Origin of the sequence: Mycobacterium heidelbergense, from assembly GCF_050205645.1 — a bacterium.
In the GTDB taxonomy this organism is placed as follows: domain Bacteria; phylum Actinomycetota; class Actinomycetes; order Mycobacteriales; family Mycobacteriaceae; genus Mycobacterium; species Mycobacterium heidelbergense_A.
On record NZ_JBNMQT010000016.1, the window covers coordinates 1 to 21,321 of the forward strand.

Consider the following 21,321-nt stretch of genomic DNA (forward strand, 5'->3'; position numbering starts at 1 on the left):
CCCACAACCCCATGACCGCGTCCCCGCCGCCGTGTCGGCCCCCGCAGCCGGAGCTCCGGCCGAATCGGTTCCGAGCGCCGCGTCGGCATCCGCGCCCACGGCTTCTGTGCCTTCGGTGCCCGGGCCGCATCTGTCGTCGCCGTCGCCTGCCGGCACGGCCGGCGCCGCCGGCGAAGGACCGCCGCCCGTCGGTGGGCCACCCCACGGCGGAGAACCGAGCGCGAAGCCGGGCGGCGGCGATCCGGGCGGCGGCGATCCGGGCGGCGGGACGCCGGGCGGCGGGGAACCGGGCGGGAAACCGGGCAATGGCGATGGACAACATCCGCCCGGCGACGGCGGGCCGCATCAGCCTGGCGATGGCGACGGCCCGCCTGGCGATGATCACCCGCCAGCGGGAGATGACGGCCCCAACCCTGGTGACGTGGACCCAGACCGGCCTGAATTCAATTTGGAGAACCCGCTCGACCACATGAGCGATCAGCTCCGAGCGCTATCCGAACAACACCTGACGGGAAGCGGCGAAACCGTTCTCGGACCATTTACGCCCCCTGGGGGCGGTCTGTCCTATACCGACTTCGCAAAACTACATCGAGCCAGCTACTTCGATATCGGTGACGCATGGTATGCGGCAACCCCCACGGAACGGCTCGCTGCGAACCAGCATGTACTTGACGTGGCCATCGCGAACGGTGACAAGATCACCCTGTCAGTACCGTTCGATATGGTGAATCCAAACTCGTTTACTGGCGCTGAGATTAGGTACTTAGAGTTGCACGGGTATCGCCAAATAAATGACACCACATGGGTTCCACCTGGCGGGAAGGTTGGAAAATGAAAACCCTCTTAGAGTACTTTCTGAAATATTTTGATGTGCTATATCTCGATCCCCGCTATCGTATTACAGATTCGGTTACGAGCGGTGTGGCAACAAACAATGCATCGCTGACCCTCACGGGCCCCCTCCTAAGTTGGCAACTAACCAACGACAGAGGACAGTTCCTACTTGCTGTAGCACCTACAGCGCTGGCAACGCCAGATAACTGGTTCACCGTATCGCTTATCAGACAGTACTTAAATGGGCAGGATGAGATCGAGTATTCGTCCGCAGCCGACGAGATCGCGTGGTTCCACGAAAAAGCTGGACGCGTCGAGGCACTATTTTCAGACGCCTCCAACGTCGAAGCCCTTTGCGAGACGCTTAGATCACTGCGCCGCTCCAATGCCGATAGGTACTGGACACGCTGGCGCGAGGAGCAGGGCCTTTCTTAGCTTCCATTTTTGGAAGCAGAGATCATCGGCATCCGTACATGATGAAGGTTTCACCGGCCATTCGATAGGGATGACGCAATGGAACTTGGCTGCGAATAAGCTGAGAATCAGCCATCATGCAGAGCTAATTGTCGGTGCCGTGCACAAACCGCTGTTCAAACCACTTACGATGCCATCACCCCACGGCCGAACACGGCTGCCGAACAGCGGCGAGCGTGACGCTGGCGTCACGCTCGAGTCCGAACGTGACGCTGGCGTCACGCTCGAGTCCGAACGTGACGCTGGCGTCACGTTCGGCAACGCAAACCACGCCAATCGGCGACCCGACGCGCAAAGCCATCCACACATCTGGCGGATAGGGTTGAGATCTGCCAGCGAATTAGGAGGCTTGGCGATGACTTCCCCTGAGTCGGGCGGCGCGGAACCAACCGCGCCCGTCGACTTGCAGACGCTGGCGGCCAACGCGAGCGCCGCGCGTGCGCTCGAGGGCCTGGAGGAGGAGGCAGCCGAGGAGGGGCAGCCGCAGCCGCCCATCGACCTGACCGCCGCCGCATTCTTCGACGTCGACAACACCTTGGTACAGGGCTCCTCGGCAGTGCACTTCGGTCGCGGGCTGGCCGCTCGCGACTACTTCACTTACCGCGATGTCCTCGGATTCATCTACGCCCAGGCCAAGTTTCAGTTGCTCGGCAAGGAGAACAGCGACGACGTCGCCGCGGGACGCCGGAAGGCGCTCGCCTTCATCGAGGGCCGGTCGGTTTCGGAGCTGGTGCGTCTCGGCGAGGAGATCTACGACGAAATCATCGCCGACAAGATCTGGGCGGGCACTCGCGAGCTCACCCAAATGCATCTCGATGCCGGCCAGCAGGTCTGGCTGATCACCGCGACGCCCTACGAACTTGCCGCGACCATCGCGCGACGGCTCGGTTTGACCGGCGCCCTGGGGACCGTCGCCGAATCGATCGACGGGGTGTTCACCGGCCGGCTGGTCGGCGAGATCCTGCACGGAACCGGCAAGGCGCACGCGGTGCGGTCGCTGGCGATCCGGGAAGGGCTCAACCTCAAACGCTGCACCGCCTATTCCGACAGCTACAACGACGTCCCCATGCTGTCGTTGGTGGGCACCGCGGTGGCCATCAACCCCGATGCCCGGCTACGTGCGCTGGCACGCGAGCGGGGGTGGGAGGTTCGGGACTTCCGCACCGCCCGCAAGGCGGCCCGGATCGGGGTGCCGTCGGCCCTGGCGCTGGGGGCGGCGGGCGGTGCGCTGGCCGCGTTGGCGTCGCGACGCCAATCACGCTGATAAGCTGCGCCGCTGAGCAGCTATTCGAACAGAGAGCAAATCGCATGACAGTCCCCAAAGAGGCCGAAGGCATCATCGGCAGCCACTACCGGGCACCGGACTACTTCCAGGTCGGACGCGAGAAGATCCGCGAGTTCGCCCTCGCGGTGAAAGACGACCACCCCCTGCACTTCAACGAGTCCGACGCCGCCGACGCCGGCTATCCCGAGTTGGTCGCGCCCCTGACGTTCCTGGCGATCGCGGGGCGGCGGGTGCAGCTGGAGATCTTCACCAAGTTCAGCATCCCGATCAACATTGCCCGGGTCCTCCACCGCGACCAGAAGTTCGTGTTCCACCGGCCGATCCTGGCCCACGACAAGCTGTACTTCGACACCTATCTAGACTCGGTGATCGAGTCCCACGGCGCGGTGATCAGCGAAATCCGCAGCGAAGTCACAGACGCCGAGGGCAAACCGGTCGTCACCAGCGTTGTCACAATGTTGGGAGAAGCCGCACACCAAGATGCCGACGCCGCGACAACCGCCGCGGCAATTGCATCCATATCTGCTGGAAAGTAGGGTCAATTCAATGACGTCACAGGGTGAAACGGGTGGCACCCAGCTGAAGCCCCCGGTCGAAGATGTCCGATCCCATTACGACAAATCGAACGAGTTCTTCAAGCTTTGGCTCGACCCGTCGATGACTTATAGCTGCGCCTACTTCGATGAGCGCCCGAACATGACGTTGGAAGAGGCTCAGTACGCCAAGCGCAAACTCTCGCTGGACAAACTCAACCTCGAGCCCGGGATGACGCTTCTCGACATCGGGTGCGGCTGGGGCTCCACCATGCGGCACGCGTTGCAGGAGTACGACGTCAACGTGATCGGCTTGACGCTGAGCGAGAACCAGTACGCCCACGACAAGGCGAAGTTCGACGAGATCGACACCCCCCGCCGCAAAGAGGTGCGGATCCAGGGCTGGGAAGAGTTCGACGAGCCGATCGACCGGATCGTGTCACTCGGTGCCTTCGAGCATTTCGCCGACGGCGCCGGCGACGCCGGCTTCGAGCGCTACGACGCCTTCTTCAAGAAGTTCTACAGTCTGACGCCCGACGACGGCCGAATGCTGTTGCACTCGATCATCATTCCGGACAAAGACGAAGCCGAGGAGCGCGGCCTGGAAACGCCGATGAGCCTGCTGCGCTTCATCAAATTCATCCTGACCGAGATCTTCCCGGGCGGCAGGCTGCCCCGGATCTCGCAGGTCGACCACTACTCGTCCAACGCCGGCTGGAAGGTCGAGCGCTACCACCGGATCGGCCACAACTACGTGCCGACCCTGAACGCCTGGGCCGACGCGCTCGAAGCGAACAAGGACAAGGCGATCGAGCTGAAGGGGCAGGAGACCTACGACATCTACATGCACTACCTGCGTGGGTGCTCGGACCTCTTCCGTGACCACTACACCGACGTCTGCCAGTTCACTCTGGTCAAGTAGCCGTCGAGAGCAAAGCGCCCCGGTGCCATTGGCGCCGGGGCGTTTTCGCGTAAGGGGGCCGAATCTCAGCCCAAGAAGATGTTGCGACGGCCGGCGAGCAGCCGGTAGAGCGTCTGCTGGATCGTCTCACGCACCTGGTCGGTCAGCTCGAAGGTGACCATCGGGTCCTCGGCGTCGGAAGCGGCGTAGTCGTTGGTGTAGATCGGCTCGCCGAACGCGATGCGCCACTTCGACGGCAGTGGCACCAGACCCGCAGGCCCAGCCAACGGGAATAGCGGAGTGATCGGGAAGTAGGGCAGGCCGAACAGCCGCGCCAGCAGCTTCACGTCGGTCAGCATCGGGTAGATCTCTTCGGAACCGATGATCGAGCAGGGAATGATCGGCGCCTTGGTGCGCAACGCGGCCGTCACGAATCCGCCGCGCCCGAACCGCTGCAGCCGGTAACGGTCCTCGAATCGCTTGCCCAGGCCCTTGTAGCCCTCCGGGAACACGGCGGTGAGCTCACCCGCGGCGAGCAACCGGTGGGCATCGCTCGCGCAGGCCATCGTGTGGCCCGCCTTACGGGCGGTTTCGCCGATCACCGGCAGATCGAAGACCATGTCGGCGGCCAGCAGCCGCAGGTCCCGCTCCGCCGGGTGCTCGTCGTGAACGGCCACCGACAGCATCAGCCCGTCGAATGGCAGCACCCCGGCGTGATTGGCCACCACCAGCGCCGCGCCCTCGCTGGGCAGGTTCTCGATGCCGCTGACTTCGACCCGGAACCAGGACCTGAAGAAGAACCTCAGCAAAGGCCGGACGACCGCGCTGTTGAAGTGGGGATCGAAGCCGAATTCGTCGACCGTATAGTCACCCGTCAACCGTTGCCGGAGGAATCCGGCGACGGCGGCGACGCGCTGCGCGAGCTCATTGAGCGGGGCCTCGGCTGCCGATGGCGCGCCGGCGACACGGCGGTGCTCATCGATTTCGCGGACGACGGCGGCGATCTGCTCGGCCGACGCCCGACCCCGCGGATCGGTAAGCAATGAGGGATGCTGTCGAGACGACTCCGCCCGCTGATCGGCTCTCCGCCGCGCGGCTACCCGACCCCGATTGGTGTGCAGTGGAATGACATTCGCTCTGGTTTCACCCGCCACGATATCTACCTGACCCCACCCCATGGAATTGGATTTCGGCTGCCCCAGCGCTGCGCTAAGGAAATGGCGCGACCCTCCAAGGAGCGTACCCGATCTGGATCGATTATGGGAGTGAGGCCGCGGCCGCGAACGTAGTCGTCGAACGCCTCGGCCGTCGACCATTTGGGCTGGTAGCCGAGTTCCGTGCGCATCCTGGTGGTGTCCATGACGCGGCCGTAGCTCAAGTAATTGAATTGCTCACGATTGATCTCCGTGTAGCGGTTAGCCCGTCTCAGCGAATCCAGCGCCCAGACACCGAAGCCGGGTACGGGGAACGGAACTCGGCCGGCTCGCCGGATCGCCTGCGACAGCATGAGGATGCCGTCGGCGCCGACGTTGAACGTGCCGGCCTTGCCGGCCATCGCCGCGCGCTCCAGCGCGCCCAGGGCGTCCTGCTCGTGCAGCAGCTGCAATCGTGCGTCGCGGCCGAACATCGTCGGCACCAAAGGCCCTGCTAGATAGCGTGACAGCGTGGTGTCCATCGCGGGGCCGATCATGTTGGCCAGCCGCAGGATGGTCACCGCGATATCGGGGCGGCGGCGGCCCAAGCCGCGCGCGTAGCCCTCGATGTCGAGGCTGTCCTTGGCGAAACCGCCGCGGATGGGTCGACGGCTGCTGCTGTCTTCGGTGAACATCACCGGATCGTGCGGGCTCGACCCGTACACCTCCGACGTCGACTTCAGCACGACGCGACGCACCGAGGGAGCTTTCTGGCAGGCCGCGAAAAGTTGCATCGCGCCCATCACGTTGAGTTCCTTGAGCGCCGCGCTGCCGCCGGAGCGCGGCGCGTACGACGCGGCCGCGGCGTGCACCACCGTATCGACGTCGCCGTTTCGAATCACCTTGGCGATAAACGGATTACGAATGTCTGCGCGGACGAACTCGGCACGGCCCATCCTGCGCAGCATGTCCTTGCTCGGCGCGATCGCGTCCACCGCGATCACCCCTTTGATCAGCGGGTTCTGCGCCAGGCGAGCGGTCAGGTAGCCGCCCAGGAACCGGCATGCACCGGTAACCAGCACAACCTTGGGGTAATGCATGGTGTCGGCCCCGGTTTCGGCACGGGTGCCGCCCGTCGTGCCACCATCCCCGCTCGGCGAATCCACCCGAACAGCCTAACGGCCAAGAGAGACAGCGGCGTTACGGCCGCATGACGGTCGGCGCGGGGCGGGGTTGAACCGGACGGGGCTTACTTGCCAAGTTTTCTGCGCTGCACCCGGGTGCGGCGCAGCAGCTTGCGGTGCTTTTTCTTCGACATGCGCTTGCGCCGCTTCTTGATTACTGAACCCATGAACTCCGCTATCTGACCCGTGACCGGCTTGGAAAGGACCCGGCCACTTTACCCGGCCGCCGGCATGGAACACCAAACCGGCGACCGCGTGACCGCACGCCAAATCACGCCCCTCGCCATGGTGCGGATCCGACCGCGCAGCGAAAACCTCGGTCTTGCGGCGGGTTTCAGCTCAGCCCGCGTCGAAGTACGACGTCTCCAGCATGTCGTGGACGGCCTTCGCGTGGACCCGGAAGGACCGCCCAACCCGAACCGCTGGCAGCTCGCCGTTGTGCACCAGCCGGTAAACCGTCATTTTGGAGACCCGCATCAGGGCCGCCACCTCGGCGACGGTCAGAAATTGTGTCCTGGCCTGCTGGCCATCGACTGAACCGGTGTCCCGCTTGCCAGCGGAATCTCGCGCCGATGGCCCGTTCGTAGACGTCATCGCAACCCAATCGTGTCAGGCCCGCGCAATGCCAGCGGCTTCCCCTCCGCTGGCACCCACACGTGCATACAAAAAGGAGAATAGCGGGACTAGTGGGGTTACTGGTACTGGTGGGGGACAATCAGTTCAAAATTCTTGAATTATTCTGATGTAATTCTTAGCTGCTCAGAGCGCTTTTTGGCGGCCTGGACGGCCGCGTCGACGGCCGCCCGCAATCCGCCTCGCTCGAGTTCGCGCAGCGCAGCGGCGGTTGTTCCGCCGGGCGAGGTGATGGTCGCCCGCAGTTGCGCCGCGGTGGCGTCCGACCCGGCTCCGAGGGCCTCGCCTTCGCCGGGCCGGCGGTCTTGATCCATCCGCTCCAGCAGCATCGCCGCCGACCCCGCCATGGTCTGCGCGGTCAGGTCGGTGGCCACCTGGCGGCTCAGGCCCGCCGCGACCCCGGCGTCGACCAGTGCCTCGACCATCAAGAAGAAGTAGGCCGGGCCCGATCCGGACAGCGCGGTGACCGCGTCCATCTGCGACTCGGGAACGGTCAGCACACCGCCGACCGCGTCGAACAGGGCCGAAACCTCCTCGAGCTGCGGCGGGGTTACGAAACGACCGCTGGCCAGCGCGGTCACGCCCGCGCCCACCAGGGCGGCCGCGTTCGGCATCGCCCGGACCACCGGCGTTCCGGCCGGCAGCTTCGACTCGAAGTAGCCGATCGTGATACCCGCCGCGACGGTGACGAACACCTGCTCGGCGCTGTCGTTCTCGGCGGCGGCGGCCGCCCGGCCCAGCTCCCCCATCACCGACTCGACGTCGGCGGGCTTCACCGCGACGACGACGAACGTCGCGTTCTCCACCGCCTCGGTCGGCGAGGTCACCAGCACCGAATAGGTGTCCGCAAGGTACTTGGCGCGTTCGGGCACTCGCTCGGCGACCACCAGGTCTTTGACCCGGCGCCCCGCGCGCAGCAGACCCGACAGCAAGGCCTCGCCGATACTGCCGCCACCGATGATCGCGATTCTTGCCATGCCGGAAAGCATCGCAGACACCGGCTACCCAGCGGCGGGCACCATCGCGAGTTGGCGCGCTTGCACAACGATGCGGCCCAAGCTGTCGACGACGGTGTGGTCCTCGTCGAACCAGTCGTGCCCGATCTCCGTGCACGTCGCGATGATTCGCAGCCAGCCGTCGGCGGGCAGGCTCCGCAGGAACGCGGTGAGCTGAACCGTAGGGGCCCAGCCGGTGCGCTCCACCGCGAAGGTCACCGGCGCCGACAGATCGCCGCACATGAGCGCAAACAGCGCGTCGGGGGCCACACCACGGGGGCGCGCCCACATCTGAATCACCGGTGGGCGGCCGTCGGTGCTGGGCACCAGCGTCGACAGCACCGGCCGCACGTCGCAGCCCTCGCCGAGATGGACCAGGCCGGCCAGGGGGTGGCCGGGCCCGATCGGCGCGACGTCGTCGGGCGGCTCCGGCGCCATCAGATCCACCACCGGATTCGCCGACAGCAGCGGCGCAGCCTGGCCGCCGGGCGGGAAATGCTCCGGCTCCCCCAGGTTGACCACCGCGTGCACCGCGGTCCGGCTGCCCTGAACCAGCTCCACGTCAACCACGCTGATTCGGCGCCCACGCTTGCGGATCGACGTCACCAGCTGCATCACGCCGGGATCGGGGGCCGACAGGAAGCTCGCCGCCACGGCGACCGGTTGCAAGACCGGTCCATCCGGTTGGCCGCCGCAGACGGTGCGGGCGGCGTTGGCGCACAGCGCGAGCATGGCGCCGCCGTGCACCTTGGGCCCGATAGTCCAGTGCTTGTTGAGCTCGCCTTCGTAGACACCCGGGTCGATCTCCCGCAGCGTCATGGCGTCGGTGAACAGCGCGTTCATGGTCTCCTGAGGGTTCTTGTCGGTCACCGCATCAAATGCGTGCGCGCGAACTGCAACGATTCCGCCAGCATGGCCTCGCGCTCATAGGCTGAACGCGCCGCGGAGGTGGACACCTCGAGGATGACATGGCCCGCGAAGCGGCCGCCGGCCAGCGTCTGGCACACCTCGGCGGTGGGTTGCGTGCCACGCCCCGGCACCAGGTGTTCGTCGGCGGGCAGCCCGCTGCCGTCGCACAGGTGCAGGTGCACCAGCCCCGCACCCATGCGCCGCGCCATCTCCAGCGAGTCGGTGCCGGCGGTCGAGGTATGCGACAGGTCCAGCGTGTAGTGCGCGTGGTCGCCGTCCAGCGGGTCGTAGGACGGCGCGAACGCCGAAATCGCCGGGCCGGGGCCACCTCCGCGCCTGCGCATCCGCTCGCGCGACTGATCGGCCCCGAAGAAGCGGTCCGCCCGGAACGGGAACATGTTTTCCACGGCGACCATCACGTCGCTGGCCGCCTCCAGCTCCGCGACCTGGTCGCTGAACCCCTCGGCGTAGCGCCGTTGCCAGCGAAACGGCGGATGCACGACGACGGTCTGTGCGCCCAACTGCTCGGCGGCCTTCACGCTGCGTTCCAGCTTGTAAATCGGGTTGGAGCCCCACACCCGCTGTGAGATCAGCAAGCAGGGAGCGTGCACCGACAGCACCGGCACGCGATACCGCTTGGAAAGCTTCTTGACGGCATCGATGTCCTGGCTGACCGATTCGCTCCACACCATCAGCTCGACCCCGTCGTAGCCGAGCCTGGCCGCATACTCGAACGCGGCCTCGGCCCTCAACGGGTAGACCGAGGCCGTGGACAGGCCGACTTTGATTGCTGGGCGCACTATCTGTGGATGGCGCCTAGCCCGATTGCAGGGAAAGTGCCAATGGTCCCAGGGTGATCAGCGCCCCCACCGCGACCGCGATCAGCGTGCTGCCGATGTCCTCGGTTTTGCGCACCACCCGCACCCCGGCCACCAGGCCCAGGATGACCAGCACCGACAGCACCAGCGCGACCAGGCTGTTCCACCGCCACAATTGGTCGAAGGCGATGAACAGCAGGCCGCCGAACGCCACGGCGAAGATGCACTGCAAAACGATCAGGCCCCCGCGCCACAGGTTCTCGAGCTTCTGGTGCGGGGGGTGAGCGGCCTCGTCGGCATGGTCGATGTCGAGGTGCTCCTCTTCGTCCGCCAGCGAGTCCGCCGACGCCCGCTCGCCGCTGCGCCGACGCGCCAGCTCGTCGGCGAGGGTCTGCCCGCCGAACAGCGTCGAGTCCGAAGCCTGCAGGTAGGACCGCACGTAGGCGGAGTCCTCGGTCGCGAGCTCGGCTTCGCGCACTTCGGAATCCATCACGTCGACAGGGATGTCGGCATATTGGTCCAGCGGATCCGGGCTCATGTCCTCGGCGCCGGACTGCTCGGCCTCGCCCGCGTCGACTTGGCGCAGCGGCCGTGGATATTCGCTGCGCTCCGGCCCCGGCGCGCGTTGCGGCTGCGGCGGGGACTTGGGCCAGCGCGGCTCGGGTTCGGACCAGTAGGCGGTTGGGGGCCGCTCGTCGGTGACCTCGGGTGCTACGTCCGCCACCGGTTCGGCCGGTTCGGCGACCTGGGCCGTCCCGTTGGTTCCGTGGTCAGCCTCGTCGTCGTCTTGGATGACGGGGATCTCGCCGGTCAGCTCGGCAACGGTGACGGCGTCGCTATCGCCGCGCCGACGGCGCCGCCGCCGGGTGATCTCCGGGGCGCCAATGGTCCCGTTCCTGGCCAGCAATTCGGCCACCGAGATGGGCCGAGTGCCAGGGCTCTCGGTCTCGGGGTGTGGTCCGGTCATGATTTGTCGCCTCTCGATCGGTTCGCATTCCGATCAACCTTCTGGCCTCCAGCATCGCGCACTGAGGTCTCGACGAGGGCCGTTCCGTCGGCTTCGCTGTCGAGTTTGCGCAAGATGAGACCTTCCCGTAATGCCCACGGGCAGATATCCACGGTTTCTATCGACAGCGCTCGCATGCTCGCCTCCGCCACCAGGGCGCCCGCCACGATCTGCGGCGCCCGCTCGGCGCTGACTCCTTCCAGTTCAGCTCGGTCAGCGGTGGTCATCCTAGAGATGAAAGATATGAGTTGCCTGAGGCCGTTGGACGTCAGCGTCCGCTTCACCCGCGGTCCGGCCGCCGACGGCGCCGCGCCGGTCAGCCGCGCCAGCGAGCGAAACGTCTTCGAGGTTGCGACGGCCAGGTCCGGGCTGCCGGTGTCCAGAACGGTGGCACTGGCGTCGGCCAGCTCGGCATCCAGCCAATCGCGCAGCATCGCGACCCGGCGCCGGCCGGGCGGGTCCTCGGATAGCCACTCGCGGGTCAGCCGTCCGGCGCCCAGCGGCAGCGACAACGCGATCTCGGGCTCCTCGTCGACGCCGCTGGACAGTTCCAGCGAGCCGCCGCCGATGTCGAGGTTGACGATCCGCCCCGCGCTCCACCCGTACCACCGGCGCACCGCCAGGAAGGTCAGCCGCGACTCGTCGACGCCGCGCAGCACCTTGAGCTCGACTCCGGTCTCCTTGCGCACCCGTGCGAGCACGTCGTCGGAATTCTCGGCGTCGCGCACCGCGGAGGTGGCAAAGGCCATCAGCTCCTCGCAGCCCGAGCTGTCCGCGATCTTGGCGAATTCATCGATCGTCGAAATCAGTTTTTCGGCGCCGCGTTTGGTGATCTTGCCGGAGCTGTCGAGGGATTCCGAAAGCCGCAGGGTGGCCTTGGTTGAACTCATGGGCGTGGGATGTCCACCGCGGTGGGCATCGACCACCAGCAGATGGACCGTGTTGCTACCCACGTCGAGCACGCCCAATCGCACATCAACAACCTAATCGTTGCGGCGGCGCGGGGCCTCTCGCGCCCCGCTGTGTACGCGGCCGCGGGCCACCCGAGTGTCAGCGGGTCAGCGAACACGAATCGTGGTCTAACGTTGAATGCGTGGCGAATTCGCATCTCGAGCCGGGGCAAGAAGTCGAATTGGATTTCGCCCGCGAATGGGTGGAGTTCTATGACCCGGATAACCCCGAGCACCTCATTGCGGCCGATCTCACATGGCTGCTGTCCCGATGGACGTGTGTGTTCGGAACGCCGGCCTGCCGCGGCACGGTGGAAGGCCGTCCCGACGACGGCTGCTGCTCGCACGGCGCGTTCCTATGCGACGACGACGACCGCGCCCGGTTGGACGACGCGGTGAAAAAGCTCACCGCCGACGACTGGCAATTCCGCGAAAAGGGATTGGGCCGCAAGGGCTACCTGGAACTCGACGAGCATGAGGGCCAACCGCAATACCGCACCCGCAAACACAAGGACGCGTGCATTTTCCTGAACCGGCCCGGCTTCGCCGGCGGCCCCGGCTGCGCGCTGCACAGCAAGGCCCTCAAGCTGGGCGTGCCGCCGCTGACGATGAAGCCCGACGTGTGCTGGCAGCTGCCGATCCGGCGCAGCCAGGAATGGGTGACCCGGCCCGACGGCAGCGAGATCCTCAAGACCACCGTCACCGAATTCGATCGCCGCGGCTGGGGATCCGGTGGCGCCGACCTGCATTGGTACTGCACCGGCGACCCGGCCACCCACATCGGCGCCAAACAGGTCTGGGAAAGCCTCGCCGACGAGCTCACCGAACTGCTCGGCGCCAAGGCCTACGCGGAACTGGCGGCGATGTGCAAGCGCCGCAGCAAGTTAGGCCTTATCGCGGTACACCCGGCGACCCGGCTCGCCGAATAGCGGTCAGGTCGCTCGTTTCTTGTTGTAAGACAACACCATTCGCATCGCGCTGGCCTGCAGGTAGCCCTCGACGGCCGCGGCACCTGCCGTAGCATCGCGCGCCAGCACCGCCTCGGTGATCGCCCGCAGGTCGGCCACCACCGGGCCGGCGTCGTCGTAGGCCCCGGTGAGCTCGTGCTCGCGGCCGCCGAAGGCGTGCTCGACCCAGCGGTACAACAACCCCAGCGCGCGGTTGCCGGTGGAATGGATCAGCACCCGGAAGTAGGCGAGGTCCGCGGCCTGGCGCGCCGCGGCGCTATCGGCCTCGGCCACCGCGGCCAGTGCGGCACGCAACGCGTCGGCGTCCTCGGGAGCGCGCCGTTGCGCCGCTAAGCGTCCGATCAACGGGCCCAGCGCCGCGCGGATCTCCAGCAGCTCGACCAAGAACTCCGGGCCCAGTTTCCGCACCAGCGCCTCGACCACGGCGGGATGGGTCAGCCCCTCGGGGTCGCGCACCACGTTGCCGCTGCCGTGCCGGGCCTCGATCAGCCCCATCTGTTGCAGCCGGGCCAGACCCTGGCGCAGCGAGGTGCGGTTGACGTCAAGCTGCTCGGCGAGCTCCCGCTCCGGCGGCAGCGTCGAACCGGGCGGGAAGACGCCGTCGAGGATGGCGTCGGCGATCGACGCCGCGATCTGTTCGTCCACCCGCTGGCGGTCCGGGGGCTGCAGCACACTAGACTGGTTCATTGGCTCAACCAATATACAGCCGATGGGGAGGTGGAGCGGTGAGCGACGACTGGCGATCCGCCGCCTTCCCGCGCTGGCGGGGCAGGGCCGGGCGCCTGGAAGTCTGGTACGCCACCCTGTCGGACCCGCTCACGCGCGCGGGCCTGTGGATCCACTGCGAGACGGTGGCGCCCCTGCCGGGCCCGCGGACGCCCTACGCGCACGGCTGGGCGACCTGGTTCCCGCCCGACGGCCCCCCGCGCACCCAGCGGTTCGGCCCCGAGCCCGCCCAGCCCGGAACCGACACGGCCTGGTTCACCGCGGCCGGCGCGCGCGTGGGGCCCGACGAGCTGACCGGGCACGCCGGATCGCTCGGATGGGACCTGCGCTGGCGCGACAACGGCGCGCCGCTGTGGACGTTTCCCCGCGCGGCGTGGGAGCGCGAGCTGCTGCCGGGCGCACAGGTGGTCCTCGCCCCCACTGCCGACTTCACCGGCTCGCTGAGTGTCGGCGATGCTGTCCATCGCGTCGACGGCTGGCGCGGCGGGGTCGCCCACATCTACGGGCACGGCAACGCCAAACGCTGGGGATGGATCCACGCCGATCTCGGGGGCGGTGACGTCCTCGAGGCGGTCACCGCGGTCTCGCACAAGCCGGGATTGCGCAGGCTCGCACCGATGGCCTTCATTCGCTTCCGCATTGACGGAAAGGATTGGCCCGCAGTCCCTTTGCCGTCGCTGCGGATGCGGACCACGCTCGGCTTGCGGCACTGGCAGCTGGAGGGACGCATCGGCGGCCGCAAGGTGCTGATTCGCGTCGACCAGCCCCCGGAGAAGTGCGTGAGCCTGCACTACACCGACCCCGACGGCGGCACCGCGGTGTGCACCAACACCGAGCAGGCCGATGTTCACGTCGAGATCGACGACCGGCACTGGTCGGTGCTGGGAACCGGACATGCCGAAGTCGGCCTGCGCGGCGCCGAGGCGCCCGTCGTCAACGAAAGGACACCCCAATGAGTTTCGTGCTTGACCCGCCGCTGCTGGTCGCCTCGGGAATGCTGATCGAACGCAACGTGCCCAGCGATCGCCGCGACGTCGCCGAGGCCGCCGTGCTCGGCGTCTTCTTCGGCGGCTCGTTCGGGCTCTACAACAACGTGCCCGGGCTCGGCATCCTGTGGCGGCCGTTCCGCGCACGCAATGGCCGCGACTTCATGTGGAACAGCGGCGTTTTCGGCGTGAATACCGCCGAGGCACGCTGGCCGCTGCACGCGGCGGCCGGAGCGATATTCGCGACGTACCCGTTCTTCATCAAGCTCGGCCGACGGCTCGGCCGTCTGATATGAACCGTCTCGCCGCGTCGTTCGGCACCGCGTTGCTCCCCGAAGAGCACGGCGGGCCGCCACCGGCTCAGCTGGCCGATCGCGTCGACCGCTACCTCGCGCGGCTGCCGGCGACGTCACGGCTGGCACTGCGCGCCGGGCTGGCATCCGTGGGGGCGGCGAGCTACCTGACGACCGGCCGCTCACTGGCCCGGCTTGGTCCCGACCAACGGGATCGGGTGCTGCGCCGGGTCGCGGCCCTCAACCCCGATGCGACCGTGGCCGTCGAGGCCATGAAGGCAATTGTGTTGCTCGCCAACGGCGCCGACGCCTATGCGCCGGAATTGCTCTCCCGCGCCCAGAGGCACGACGTGGCGCGTCCCGATGCGCCGTTGACGGTCATCCCGTCGACCGAGAGCCCCTCCGTCGTCACCACCGACGCCGTGGTCATCGGGTCCGGCGCCGGCGGCGCGATGGCGGCCCGCACGCTGGCCCAGGCCGGCATCGACACCGTGGTGCTCGAAGAGGGACGCCGCTGGACGGTCGAGGAGTTCCGATCCACCCACCCGATCGATCGCTATGCCGGGCTGTACCGCGGCGCCGGTGCCACCGTCGCGCTGGGACGCCCATCCTTAGTGCTGCCGATCGGCCGGGCGGTCGGCGGCACCACCGTCGTGAATTCCGGCACCTGCTACCGGCCGCCGTTGACCGTGCAACGGCGCTGGCGCGACGAGTTCGGGCTGGGCCTGGCCGACCCCGACCGGCTGGGCGCCCATCTCGACGACGTCGAGCACACGCTGCGGGTCGCGCCGGTGCCGCTGCGGATCATGGGCCGCAATGGGCGCCTGCTGCTGGATGCCGCTTCGTCGCTGGGCTGGCGGGCGGCGCCCATTCCGCGCAACGCGCCGGGATGCGAGGGCTGCTGCCAGTGTGCGATCGGCTGCCCGCGCAACGCCAAGTTTGGTGTGCACCTCAACGCCTTACCGCAGGCCTGCGCGGCGGGCGCGCGGATCATCTCGCACGCTCGCGCTGAGCGCGTGCTGCATGAGGGCGGACGCGCCCGCGGGGTGCGCGCCCGCCGTCCTGACGGCACCGCGGTTGACATCCTTGCGGACACGGTCATCGTCGCCGCCGGGGCCACCGAGACGCCAATGCTGTTGCGGCGCAGCGGTCTTGGCATACACCCGCGCCTCGGCCGTAACCTTGCGCTGCATCCGGCGACGATGCTCGCCGGACGCTTCGACGACGACGTCGTCGCGTGGCACGGCGTGTTACAGAGCGCCGCCGTCCACGAGTTCCACGAGTCGGACGGTGTGCTGATCGAAGCGACGTCCACGCCGCCGGGCATGGGCTCGATGGTCTTCCCCGGCTACGGCGCCGAGCTGCTCGGCTGGCTCGACCGGGCGCCCCAGGTCGCCACGTTCGGCGCGATGATCGCCGATCGCGGTGTCGGCTCGGTACATTCGGCGCGCGGCGAAACGCTGGTGCGCTACAACATCACCCGGGCCGGCATCGCCAAAGTGGTGGTCGCGGTCGAGGCCATGGGGCGGCTGCTGTTCGCGGCCGGCGCCGTCGAGGTGCTCACCGGTTTGCCCGGCGCGACGACGGTGACGTCGCTGCCCGCGCTGCAGGACGCGTTGCGGCGCAGCAACCCTCGAAGCCTGCACCTGGCGGCGTTCCATCCGACGGGCACCGCGGCCGCGGGCGCCGACTCGCAGCGGTGTCCGGTCGACGAGACCGGACGGCTGCGCGGCGTCGACGGCGTCTGGGTCGCCGACGCGTCGATCCTGCCCAGCTGCCCGGAGGTGAACCCGCAGGTGTCGATCATGGCGCTGGCGCTAGCCGTCGCCGACGAGGTCATCGGTGATCGAGTGTGCGCCTAGGGCTTTGCGCGTGCGTCCGGGGCGACCTCAACGCACGCGCGACGCGAGCGGCTAGCCCTCGAGCTTGTAGCCCAGCCCACGCACCGTCACCAGGTGCACCGGGTTGGCCGGGTCGGCCTCGATCTTCGACCGCAGCCGTTTGACGTGGACGTCGAGCGTCTTGGTGTCGCCGACGTAGTCTGCGCCCCACACGCGATCGATGAGCTGCCCGCGGGTCAGCACCCGGCCGCTGTTGCGCATCAGGTATTCGAGCAAGTCGAATTCCTTGAGCGGCAACGTGATTGTGTCACCGTTGACGGATACGACGTGCCGCTCGACATCCATGCGCACCGGCCCGGATTCCAGCACGCCGTCGCTGATTTCGGAGTCGTCGTCACCCCCGCGGCGCAGCACCGCCCGGATCCGGGCGATCAACTCGCGGGCCGAATACGGCTTGGTCACGTAATCGTCGGCGCCCAGTTCCAGGCCGACGACCTTGTCGATCTCGCTGTCGCGGGCGGTCACCATGATCACGGGCACGCTGGAACGGGCGCGCAGCTGCTTGCACACATCGGTGCCGGATATCCCCGGCAGCATCAAGTCGAGCAGCACGATGTCGGCGCCGGCCCGCTCGAACTCGGCGAGCGCCGCCTGCCCGTCGGTCACTACCGTGGCCTCGAAGCCCTCCTTACGCAGGAGAAATGCCAGCGGATCGGCAAGTGACTCCTCGTCTTCGACGATCAGCACACTGGTCATGAGCGCCACTCCTTCTCATCGCTACGCTCTGCATCGTCGTAAGCGCGGGTCATCTACTTAGCTCTTCCTCTCGTTGGGACCGATGGGGCCGCACGTCACGGCCCCGCGGTTGCTCTGATGGTTCGTCGTCGTCCCGATAGGCCGGGATGGACAGGGTGAACGTCGATCCGGTGCCCGGCTTGCTCCACACGCCGATGCTGCCGTTGTGATTGGCCGCGACGTGTTTGACGATGGCCAGCCCCAGCCCGCTGCCGCCGGTGGCCCGCGAACGCGCCTTGTCGCCCCGGAAGAAGCGCTCGAAGACCCGTTCCTGGTCTTCCAGCGCGATTCCGATGCCACGGTCGGTGACGGCGATCTCGATGTTGTCGCCGCGGCGGCGGCGGCTGATCGACACCGGCGAGCCCGGCGCGGAATACGCGATCGCGTTGGAGACCAGGTTGGCCAGCGCGGTCACCAGCAGCGTTTCGTCGCCCAGCACGCGCAACCCGCTGGGCGCGTCGGTGCGGACCTGGATCTGCGCATTGTCGGCGGCCACCTTGTGGCGTGAAATCGCTTCGGAGACAACGGTATCGACGTCAACTTCGGTGACGTTGGGCAGCCGTTCGGCGCCCTGCAGCCGGGACAGCTCGATCAGCTCGGCGACCATGTCGCCCAGCCGGTTGGCCTCGATGAGCACCTTTTCGGCGAATCGTCGAACGGTGTCGGAGTCATCCGACGACGCCAGCAGGGCCTCGGCCAGCACGGCCATGGCGCCGACCGGAGTCTTGAGCTCGTGGCTGACGTTGGCGACGAAGTCGCGCCGCGTCGCCTCCATGCGGGCGTAGTCGGACTGGTCGTGGACGAAGACGACGGCGAATCGGCGGTCCTCGTCGCTGAGCAGCCGGGCCTGCCCGTGCACCGCGAGCCCGGAGCGGCCATTGTTCTGGCGTTTGGCGGGCTGCATGTCGAACTCGACGTCGAGACCGCTCAGCGCCTGCTGCGCCGCCTGCCAGGCCTGGTCGTCGAGCTGGCGATCCCGCACCAGGCCCAATTCCGTGGCGCGCTCGTTGAGATAGACGACGTCGCGATGGGAATCCACCACCGCCACGCCCAGCGGCATCAGCGTCACGATCCGCTGCAGCATCTGCGCGACGGTGATTCCTGTCCATTCGGTGGCCACGCGCTGGCGGCGTTGCACCACCCGAGGCGACAGCCGGGTGCCGACCGCAACACCTGCGGCCAGCGCCAGCACGGACAAGACCCCGGCCAGCAACAGCGCCGAGAACACAGTCACATAGAAAATCCTACAAATCTTCCTTAACGCCGCCCTAGCGGAGCGAGGCCAAAATCGGACAAGTCACATCCTGAGCTACAGGTGTTCGGCTCCCGTTTACGCCCTGTTTGGCAAACGGGGCCGTAAAGCACACTATCGGCACGTCAACCGCGCACAACGAAGAAACGGGCAAAAACTAGCGACGGCCTTGGCTGGCTACCGCGGCGGCGCCGGCGGCGGCCGCCTCGGGGTCCAGGTAGGTACCGCCGGGCACCGCCGGGCGCAGCGCGTCATCCAGGTCGTAGCGCAGCGGGATGCCGGTCGGGATGTTCAGCCCGACGATCTCCTCGTCGGACATCCCGTCGAGGTGTTTGACCAGGGCGCGCAGCGAGTTGCCATGCGCGACGATCAACACCGTCTTGCCGGTCCGCAGATCCGGGACGATCACGTCGGTGAAATATGGCAAAAACCGCGCCACCACGTCGGCCAGGCACTCGGTCAGCGGGCCGCCGCCGATGTCGGCGTAGCGGGGGTCGGCGTCCTGGCTGAACTCGCTGCCCCGCTCGATCGGCGGCGGCGGCGTGTCGTAGCTCCGCCGCCAGGCCATGAACTGCTCTTCGCCGTAGCGGGCCTGGGTCTCGGCCTTGTTTAGGCCCTGGAGCGCCCCGTAGTGGCGCTCGTTGAGCCGCCAGCTGCGTCGCACCGGAATCCACAACCGGTCGGCGGTGTCCAGCGCGACGTGCGCGGTGGTGATCGCGCGCCGCAGCAGCGAAGTGTAGAGAACGTCGGGCAACAGGTTGTGTTGGGTCAGCAGCTCGCCGCTGCGCACTGCCTCGGCCCGGCCTTTGGCGGTCAGGTCAACGTCCACCCAGCCGGTGAACTGGTTGCTTGCGTTCCATTCGCTCTCGCCGTGGCGCAACAACACCAGCGTCGCAGTTTCACCCATGCCGGTTAGTCTCTCACGCCTGGATCAGTCGTCTTGATCCTCGTCGTCGATCAGGTGGGCGAACGCCTGCAGGTTCTTCAGCGACTCACCGCGCGACACTCGCCACTCCCACTCCTTTTGGATCGACGAGCGAAAACCCAACTCCAACAACGTATTAAAGTCCGAATCCACCGCTTCGAGCACCTGTCCGAGCACCCGGTCGATCTCGTCGGCGTCCACCGACGCCAGCGACATCCGGCCCACCAGGTAGATGTCGCCGACGTTGTCCAGCGTGTAGGCGACGCCGTAGAGCCGCCGGTTGCGCTTGAGCAAGAACCGGTAGACGCCCTCGTGGTTCTCGTCGGGCTTACGGCACACGAACGCCTCGACGCGCACCGAGTGTTCGCCGATGCTCAGGATGGTGTTGGTCTTGAGCTTGCGCTCGCCGGGCAGCTCGACCACCAGCCCCGGCAATCCGCCATGTGCCCCAGCGAATTCCGAGTACGTCAATCCGCTGGCCTTTAGCGCGTGCTCGATCACCGCCTGCACGGTGGAGTTCACGCGCCCACCCCGCGCCGCGAGGTCCAGCGGCGCGGCTTGCGCGCCGCCACCCGGTCCCGCACCCGGCGCTGGCGCCCCGCGGCGAAGTCGCCGATCGCGCGCCGGTAGCTGTCCAGCAACGCGTCGGTGGTGTTCTCCCAAGAGAATGTCGCCGCGTGGGCCGCGGCGGCGCGGCTCATCGCGCGCCCGGCCGGCTCGCCGCGCAGGCGCAGCAGGCCGTCGATGGCCGCCGCCCAGCGGTCGACGTCGTGGCCGGACACCAGGGTGCCGGTGATCCCGTCGCGCACAGCCACCGGCAATCCGCCGACCGCGGCCGCGACCACCGGCGTCCCGCAGGCCTGCGCCTCGACCGCGACCAAGCCGAACGACTCCGAATAGCTCGGCACCGCAACGAGATCGGCGGCCTGGAACAGCGTGGCCAGCTTCGCGCGGGACTGCGGCGGCAAGAACGTCACCCGCGCCGCGATGCCCAATTCGTCTGCGAGGCGGACCAGGCCGTCCGGGGACGCCAGCCCGGTCCCCGACGGCCCGCCGGCCACCACGATGCGCACGCCGGGCAGTTTCGCGGCGGCCCGCAACACGATGTCGGGCGCCTTCAGCGGCTGGATCCGGCCGACGAAGGCCACGATGTCCTCGTCCAGTGGGAGCCCCAGCGCGGCCCGGGCCGCCCTGCGATCACCCGGATGGAACACGTCCAGGTCCACACCGGGATGGACAACGTCGATGCTCGCGGGATCGGCGCGGTGGATCGAAATCAATTGTCTCGCTTCGTCATCGGTGTTGACGATCAGCCGGTCCGCCTCGTCGACCACCTGCTGCTCCCCCACCGTGCGCAGCGGCGGCTCGGGAGCATCACCGTCGGCCAGTGCCGCGTTCTTCACCGCGGCCAGCGTGTGCGCGGTATGCACCAACGGAACCGCCCAGCGGTCGCGGGCCAGCCAGCCGACCTGACCGGACAGCCAGTAGTGCGAGTGCACGATGTCGTAGTGGCCCGGGTCGTGGGACGCCTCGGCGCGCAGCACCCCGGCCGCGAAGGCGCACAGCTGGGTGGGCAGATCGTATTTGTCCAAGCCCTCGAACGGCCCGGCCACGACGTTGCGCACCAGCACACCGGGCGCTACCCGCTCGACCGGCGGATCGGCGGACGCGGTGGCCCGGGTGAAGATCTCCACCTCGATGCCCCGACGAGCCAGGTGCAGCGCCGTTTGCAGCACGTAGACGTTCATGCCGCCCGCGTCGCCGGTTCCCGGCTGGGCCAGTGGTGAGGTGTGGACCGCCAACACCGCAATGCGGCGCGGGTCGTTCAGCCGGAAGACGTCATCGTGCCGCACACTGTCATCTTTACAGGACGGGCATCG

At 67.6% G+C, this 21,321-nt stretch carries 24 protein-coding genes; 9 read left to right on the forward strand and 15 right to left on the reverse strand.

From position 1 onward, the window contains the following. Nucleotides 1-191: 191 nt before the first annotated feature. The 5 genes from ACQI5H_RS17895 (at nucleotide 192) to cmaA2 (ending at nucleotide 4,048) form a co-directional block, all read left to right on the forward strand. Nucleotides 192-473 carry a hypothetical protein gene (locus ACQI5H_RS17895; protein ID WP_427080669.1) on the forward strand — a complete coding sequence of 94 codons (282 nt, stop codon included), beginning with the start codon at nucleotides 192-194 and terminating at the stop codon, nucleotides 471-473. A gap of 328 nt (nucleotides 474-801) precedes the next feature. Further along, nucleotides 802-1,269 (forward strand): hypothetical protein, encoded by a 468-nt coding sequence (locus tag ACQI5H_RS17900; RefSeq protein ID WP_427080670.1) that lies wholly within the window; start codon nucleotides 802-804, stop codon nucleotides 1,267-1,269. Nucleotides 1,270-1,663: 394 nt separating this feature from the next. Beyond that, nucleotides 1,664-2,572, forward strand: a complete 909-nt coding sequence (locus tag ACQI5H_RS17905; RefSeq protein ID WP_427080671.1) for an HAD family hydrolase — start codon at nucleotides 1,664-1,666, stop codon at nucleotides 2,570-2,572. Between the two features lie 44 nt (nucleotides 2,573-2,616). After that, nucleotides 2,617-3,129, forward strand: coding sequence for an FAS1-like dehydratase domain-containing protein (locus ACQI5H_RS17910; RefSeq protein ID WP_427080672.1), 513 nt, complete (start codon nucleotides 2,617-2,619; stop codon nucleotides 3,127-3,129). A gap of 10 nt (nucleotides 3,130-3,139) precedes the next feature. Beyond that, nucleotides 3,140-4,048 (forward strand): cyclopropane mycolic acid synthase CmaA2, encoded by a 909-nt coding sequence (gene cmaA2 / locus ACQI5H_RS17915; RefSeq protein ID WP_076123500.1) that lies wholly within the window; start codon nucleotides 3,140-3,142, stop codon nucleotides 4,046-4,048. 65 nt (nucleotides 4,049-4,113) lie between these two features. On the opposite strand, the gene ACQI5H_RS17920 is transcribed toward cmaA2, so the two are convergent. From ACQI5H_RS17920 to ACQI5H_RS17960, 9 genes are all read right to left on the reverse strand, one after another. Then, nucleotides 4,114-5,205 carry a lysophospholipid acyltransferase family protein gene (locus ACQI5H_RS17920; RefSeq protein ID WP_139333222.1) on the reverse strand — a complete coding sequence of 364 codons (1,092 nt, stop codon included), beginning with the start codon at nucleotides 5,203-5,205 and terminating at the stop codon, nucleotides 4,114-4,116. Beyond that, nucleotides 5,187-6,260: an SDR family oxidoreductase gene (locus ACQI5H_RS17925; RefSeq protein ID WP_427080786.1), complete on the reverse strand. Its 1,074-nt coding sequence runs from the start codon at nucleotides 6,258-6,260 to the stop codon at nucleotides 5,187-5,189. Before ACQI5H_RS17925 ends, ACQI5H_RS17920 begins: the two co-directional genes overlap by 19 nt. A gap of 149 nt (nucleotides 6,261-6,409) precedes the next feature. Continuing rightward, the gene (locus tag ACQI5H_RS17930) at nucleotides 6,410-6,511 is read right to left on the reverse strand and encodes a 30S ribosomal protein bS22 (protein WP_003402602.1); all 102 of its coding nucleotides are present in this window, start codon (nucleotides 6,509-6,511) and stop codon (nucleotides 6,410-6,412) included. A 172-nt stretch (nucleotides 6,512-6,683) separates the two neighbouring features. Then, complete coding sequence (locus tag ACQI5H_RS17935) at nucleotides 6,684-6,938, reverse strand: cell division/environmental response transcriptional regulator (RefSeq protein WP_427080673.1); 255 nt, start codon at nucleotides 6,936-6,938, stop codon at nucleotides 6,684-6,686. A gap of 140 nt (nucleotides 6,939-7,078) precedes the next feature. After that, the gene (gene proC / locus ACQI5H_RS17940; protein WP_427080674.1) at nucleotides 7,079-7,954 is read right to left on the reverse strand and encodes a pyrroline-5-carboxylate reductase; all 876 of its coding nucleotides are present in this window, start codon (nucleotides 7,952-7,954) and stop codon (nucleotides 7,079-7,081) included. Between the two features lie 24 nt (nucleotides 7,955-7,978). After that, nucleotides 7,979-8,815, reverse strand: a complete 837-nt coding sequence (locus ACQI5H_RS17945) for a thioesterase family protein (protein WP_427080787.1) — start codon at nucleotides 8,813-8,815, stop codon at nucleotides 7,979-7,981. Between the two features lie 23 nt (nucleotides 8,816-8,838). Next, complete coding sequence (locus tag ACQI5H_RS17950; RefSeq protein ID WP_427080675.1) at nucleotides 8,839-9,681, reverse strand: sugar phosphate isomerase/epimerase family protein; 843 nt, start codon at nucleotides 9,679-9,681, stop codon at nucleotides 8,839-8,841. 16 nt (nucleotides 9,682-9,697) lie between these two features. Further along, nucleotides 9,698-10,666 carry a hypothetical protein gene (locus ACQI5H_RS17955; RefSeq protein ID WP_427080676.1) on the reverse strand — a complete coding sequence of 323 codons (969 nt, stop codon included), beginning with the start codon at nucleotides 10,664-10,666 and terminating at the stop codon, nucleotides 9,698-9,700. Further along, nucleotides 10,663-11,679 carry a hypothetical protein gene (locus tag ACQI5H_RS17960; RefSeq protein ID WP_427080677.1) on the reverse strand — a complete coding sequence of 339 codons (1,017 nt, stop codon included), beginning with the start codon at nucleotides 11,677-11,679 and terminating at the stop codon, nucleotides 10,663-10,665. Before ACQI5H_RS17960 ends, ACQI5H_RS17955 begins: the two co-directional genes overlap by 4 nt. Before the next feature lie 119 nt (nucleotides 11,680-11,798). Between ACQI5H_RS17960 and ACQI5H_RS17965 the strand changes: the two genes are divergently transcribed. Continuing rightward, nucleotides 11,799-12,584, forward strand: a complete 786-nt coding sequence (locus ACQI5H_RS17965; protein WP_076062527.1) for a hypothetical protein — start codon at nucleotides 11,799-11,801, stop codon at nucleotides 12,582-12,584. A 3-nt stretch (nucleotides 12,585-12,587) separates the two neighbouring features. Here ACQI5H_RS17965 and ACQI5H_RS17970 read toward each other — a convergent pair whose 3' ends face one another. After that, nucleotides 12,588-13,310: a FadR/GntR family transcriptional regulator gene (locus tag ACQI5H_RS17970; RefSeq protein WP_427080678.1), complete on the reverse strand. Its 723-nt coding sequence runs from the start codon at nucleotides 13,308-13,310 to the stop codon at nucleotides 12,588-12,590. Nucleotides 13,311-13,348: 38 nt separating this feature from the next. Between ACQI5H_RS17970 and ACQI5H_RS17975 the strand changes: the two genes are divergently transcribed. Genes ACQI5H_RS17975 through ACQI5H_RS17985 form a run of 3 tightly spaced genes read left to right on the forward strand, consistent with a single transcriptional unit; the run spans nucleotide 13,349 to nucleotide 16,490 of the window. Continuing rightward, nucleotides 13,349-14,305: a hypothetical protein gene (locus ACQI5H_RS17975; protein ID WP_427080679.1), complete on the forward strand. Its 957-nt coding sequence runs from the start codon at nucleotides 13,349-13,351 to the stop codon at nucleotides 14,303-14,305. Continuing rightward, nucleotides 14,302-14,631 carry a hypothetical protein gene (locus ACQI5H_RS17980; protein WP_427080680.1) on the forward strand — a complete coding sequence of 110 codons (330 nt, stop codon included), beginning with the start codon at nucleotides 14,302-14,304 and terminating at the stop codon, nucleotides 14,629-14,631. Before ACQI5H_RS17975 ends, ACQI5H_RS17980 begins: the two co-directional genes overlap by 4 nt. Further along, nucleotides 14,628-16,490, forward strand: a complete 1,863-nt coding sequence (locus tag ACQI5H_RS17985; protein ID WP_427080681.1) for a GMC family oxidoreductase N-terminal domain-containing protein — start codon at nucleotides 14,628-14,630, stop codon at nucleotides 16,488-16,490. Before ACQI5H_RS17980 ends, ACQI5H_RS17985 begins: the two co-directional genes overlap by 4 nt. A 51-nt stretch (nucleotides 16,491-16,541) precedes the next feature. On the opposite strand, the gene regX is transcribed toward ACQI5H_RS17985, so the two are convergent. From regX to mshA, 5 genes are all read right to left on the reverse strand, one after another. Then, the gene (regX, locus tag ACQI5H_RS17990) at nucleotides 16,542-17,225 is read right to left on the reverse strand and encodes a two-component sensory transduction protein RegX (protein WP_076123491.1); all 684 of its coding nucleotides are present in this window, start codon (nucleotides 17,223-17,225) and stop codon (nucleotides 16,542-16,544) included. A gap of 49 nt (nucleotides 17,226-17,274) precedes the next feature. Next, nucleotides 17,275-18,498, reverse strand: a complete 1,224-nt coding sequence (locus tag ACQI5H_RS17995) for a sensor histidine kinase (RefSeq protein ID WP_427080682.1) — start codon at nucleotides 18,496-18,498, stop codon at nucleotides 17,275-17,277. A gap of 175 nt (nucleotides 18,499-18,673) precedes the next feature. After that, nucleotides 18,674-19,423: a phosphoglyceromutase gene (locus ACQI5H_RS18000; RefSeq protein ID WP_427080683.1), complete on the reverse strand. Its 750-nt coding sequence runs from the start codon at nucleotides 19,421-19,423 to the stop codon at nucleotides 18,674-18,676. 24 nt (nucleotides 19,424-19,447) lie between these two features. Next, nucleotides 19,448-19,963 carry a YbjN domain-containing protein gene (locus ACQI5H_RS18005; protein WP_427080684.1) on the reverse strand — a complete coding sequence of 172 codons (516 nt, stop codon included), beginning with the start codon at nucleotides 19,961-19,963 and terminating at the stop codon, nucleotides 19,448-19,450. Then, entirely contained in the window at nucleotides 19,960-21,294 is a 1,335-nt protein-coding gene (gene mshA, locus ACQI5H_RS18010) for a D-inositol-3-phosphate glycosyltransferase (RefSeq protein ID WP_427080685.1), read from the reverse strand. Before mshA ends, ACQI5H_RS18005 begins: the two co-directional genes overlap by 4 nt. Between the last annotated feature and the right edge of the window lie 27 nt (nucleotides 21,295-21,321).

Bases quoted from the DNA above. Each gene is read 5' to 3' on its own strand.
- ACQI5H_RS17900 (WP_427080670.1), top strand. From the start codon at position 802: ATGGGTTCCACCTGGCGGGAAGGTTGGAAAATGAAAACCCTCTTAGAG.
- ACQI5H_RS17905 (WP_427080671.1), top strand. From the start codon at position 1,664: ATGACTTCCCCTGAGTCGGGCGGCGCGGAACCAACCGCGCCCGTCGAC.
- ACQI5H_RS17910 (WP_427080672.1), top strand. From the start codon at position 2,617: ATGACAGTCCCCAAAGAGGCCGAAGGCATCATCGGCAGCCACTACCGG.
- cmaA2 (WP_076123500.1), top strand. From the start codon at position 3,140: ATGACGTCACAGGGTGAAACGGGTGGCACCCAGCTGAAGCCCCCGGTC.
- ACQI5H_RS17920 (WP_139333222.1), bottom strand. From the start codon at position 5,205: ATGGGGTGGGGTCAGGTAGATATCGTGGCGGGTGAAACCAGAGCGAAT.
- ACQI5H_RS17925 (WP_427080786.1), bottom strand. From the start codon at position 6,260: ATGCATTACCCCAAGGTTGTGCTGGTTACCGGTGCATGCCGGTTCCTG.
- ACQI5H_RS17930 (WP_003402602.1), bottom strand. From the start codon at position 6,511: ATGGGTTCAGTAATCAAGAAGCGGCGCAAGCGCATGTCGAAGAAAAAG.
- ACQI5H_RS17935 (WP_427080673.1), bottom strand. From the start codon at position 6,938: ATGACGTCTACGAACGGGCCATCGGCGCGAGATTCCGCTGGCAAGCGG.
- proC (WP_427080674.1), bottom strand. From the start codon at position 7,954: ATGGCAAGAATCGCGATCATCGGTGGCGGCAGTATCGGCGAGGCCTTG.
- ACQI5H_RS17945 (WP_427080787.1), bottom strand. From the start codon at position 8,815: ATGAACGCGCTGTTCACCGACGCCATGACGCTGCGGGAGATCGACCCG.
- ACQI5H_RS17955 (WP_427080676.1), bottom strand. From the start codon at position 10,666: ATGACCGGACCACACCCCGAGACCGAGAGCCCTGGCACTCGGCCCATC.
- ACQI5H_RS17970 (WP_427080678.1), bottom strand. From the start codon at position 13,310: ATGAACCAGTCTAGTGTGCTGCAGCCCCCGGACCGCCAGCGGGTGGAC.
- ACQI5H_RS17980 (WP_427080680.1), top strand. From the start codon at position 14,302: ATGAGTTTCGTGCTTGACCCGCCGCTGCTGGTCGCCTCGGGAATGCTG.
- ACQI5H_RS17985 (WP_427080681.1), top strand. From the start codon at position 14,628: ATGAACCGTCTCGCCGCGTCGTTCGGCACCGCGTTGCTCCCCGAAGAG.
- regX (WP_076123491.1), bottom strand. From the start codon at position 17,225: ATGACCAGTGTGCTGATCGTCGAAGACGAGGAGTCACTTGCCGATCCG.
- ACQI5H_RS18000 (WP_427080683.1), bottom strand. From the start codon at position 19,423: ATGGGTGAAACTGCGACGCTGGTGTTGTTGCGCCACGGCGAGAGCGAA.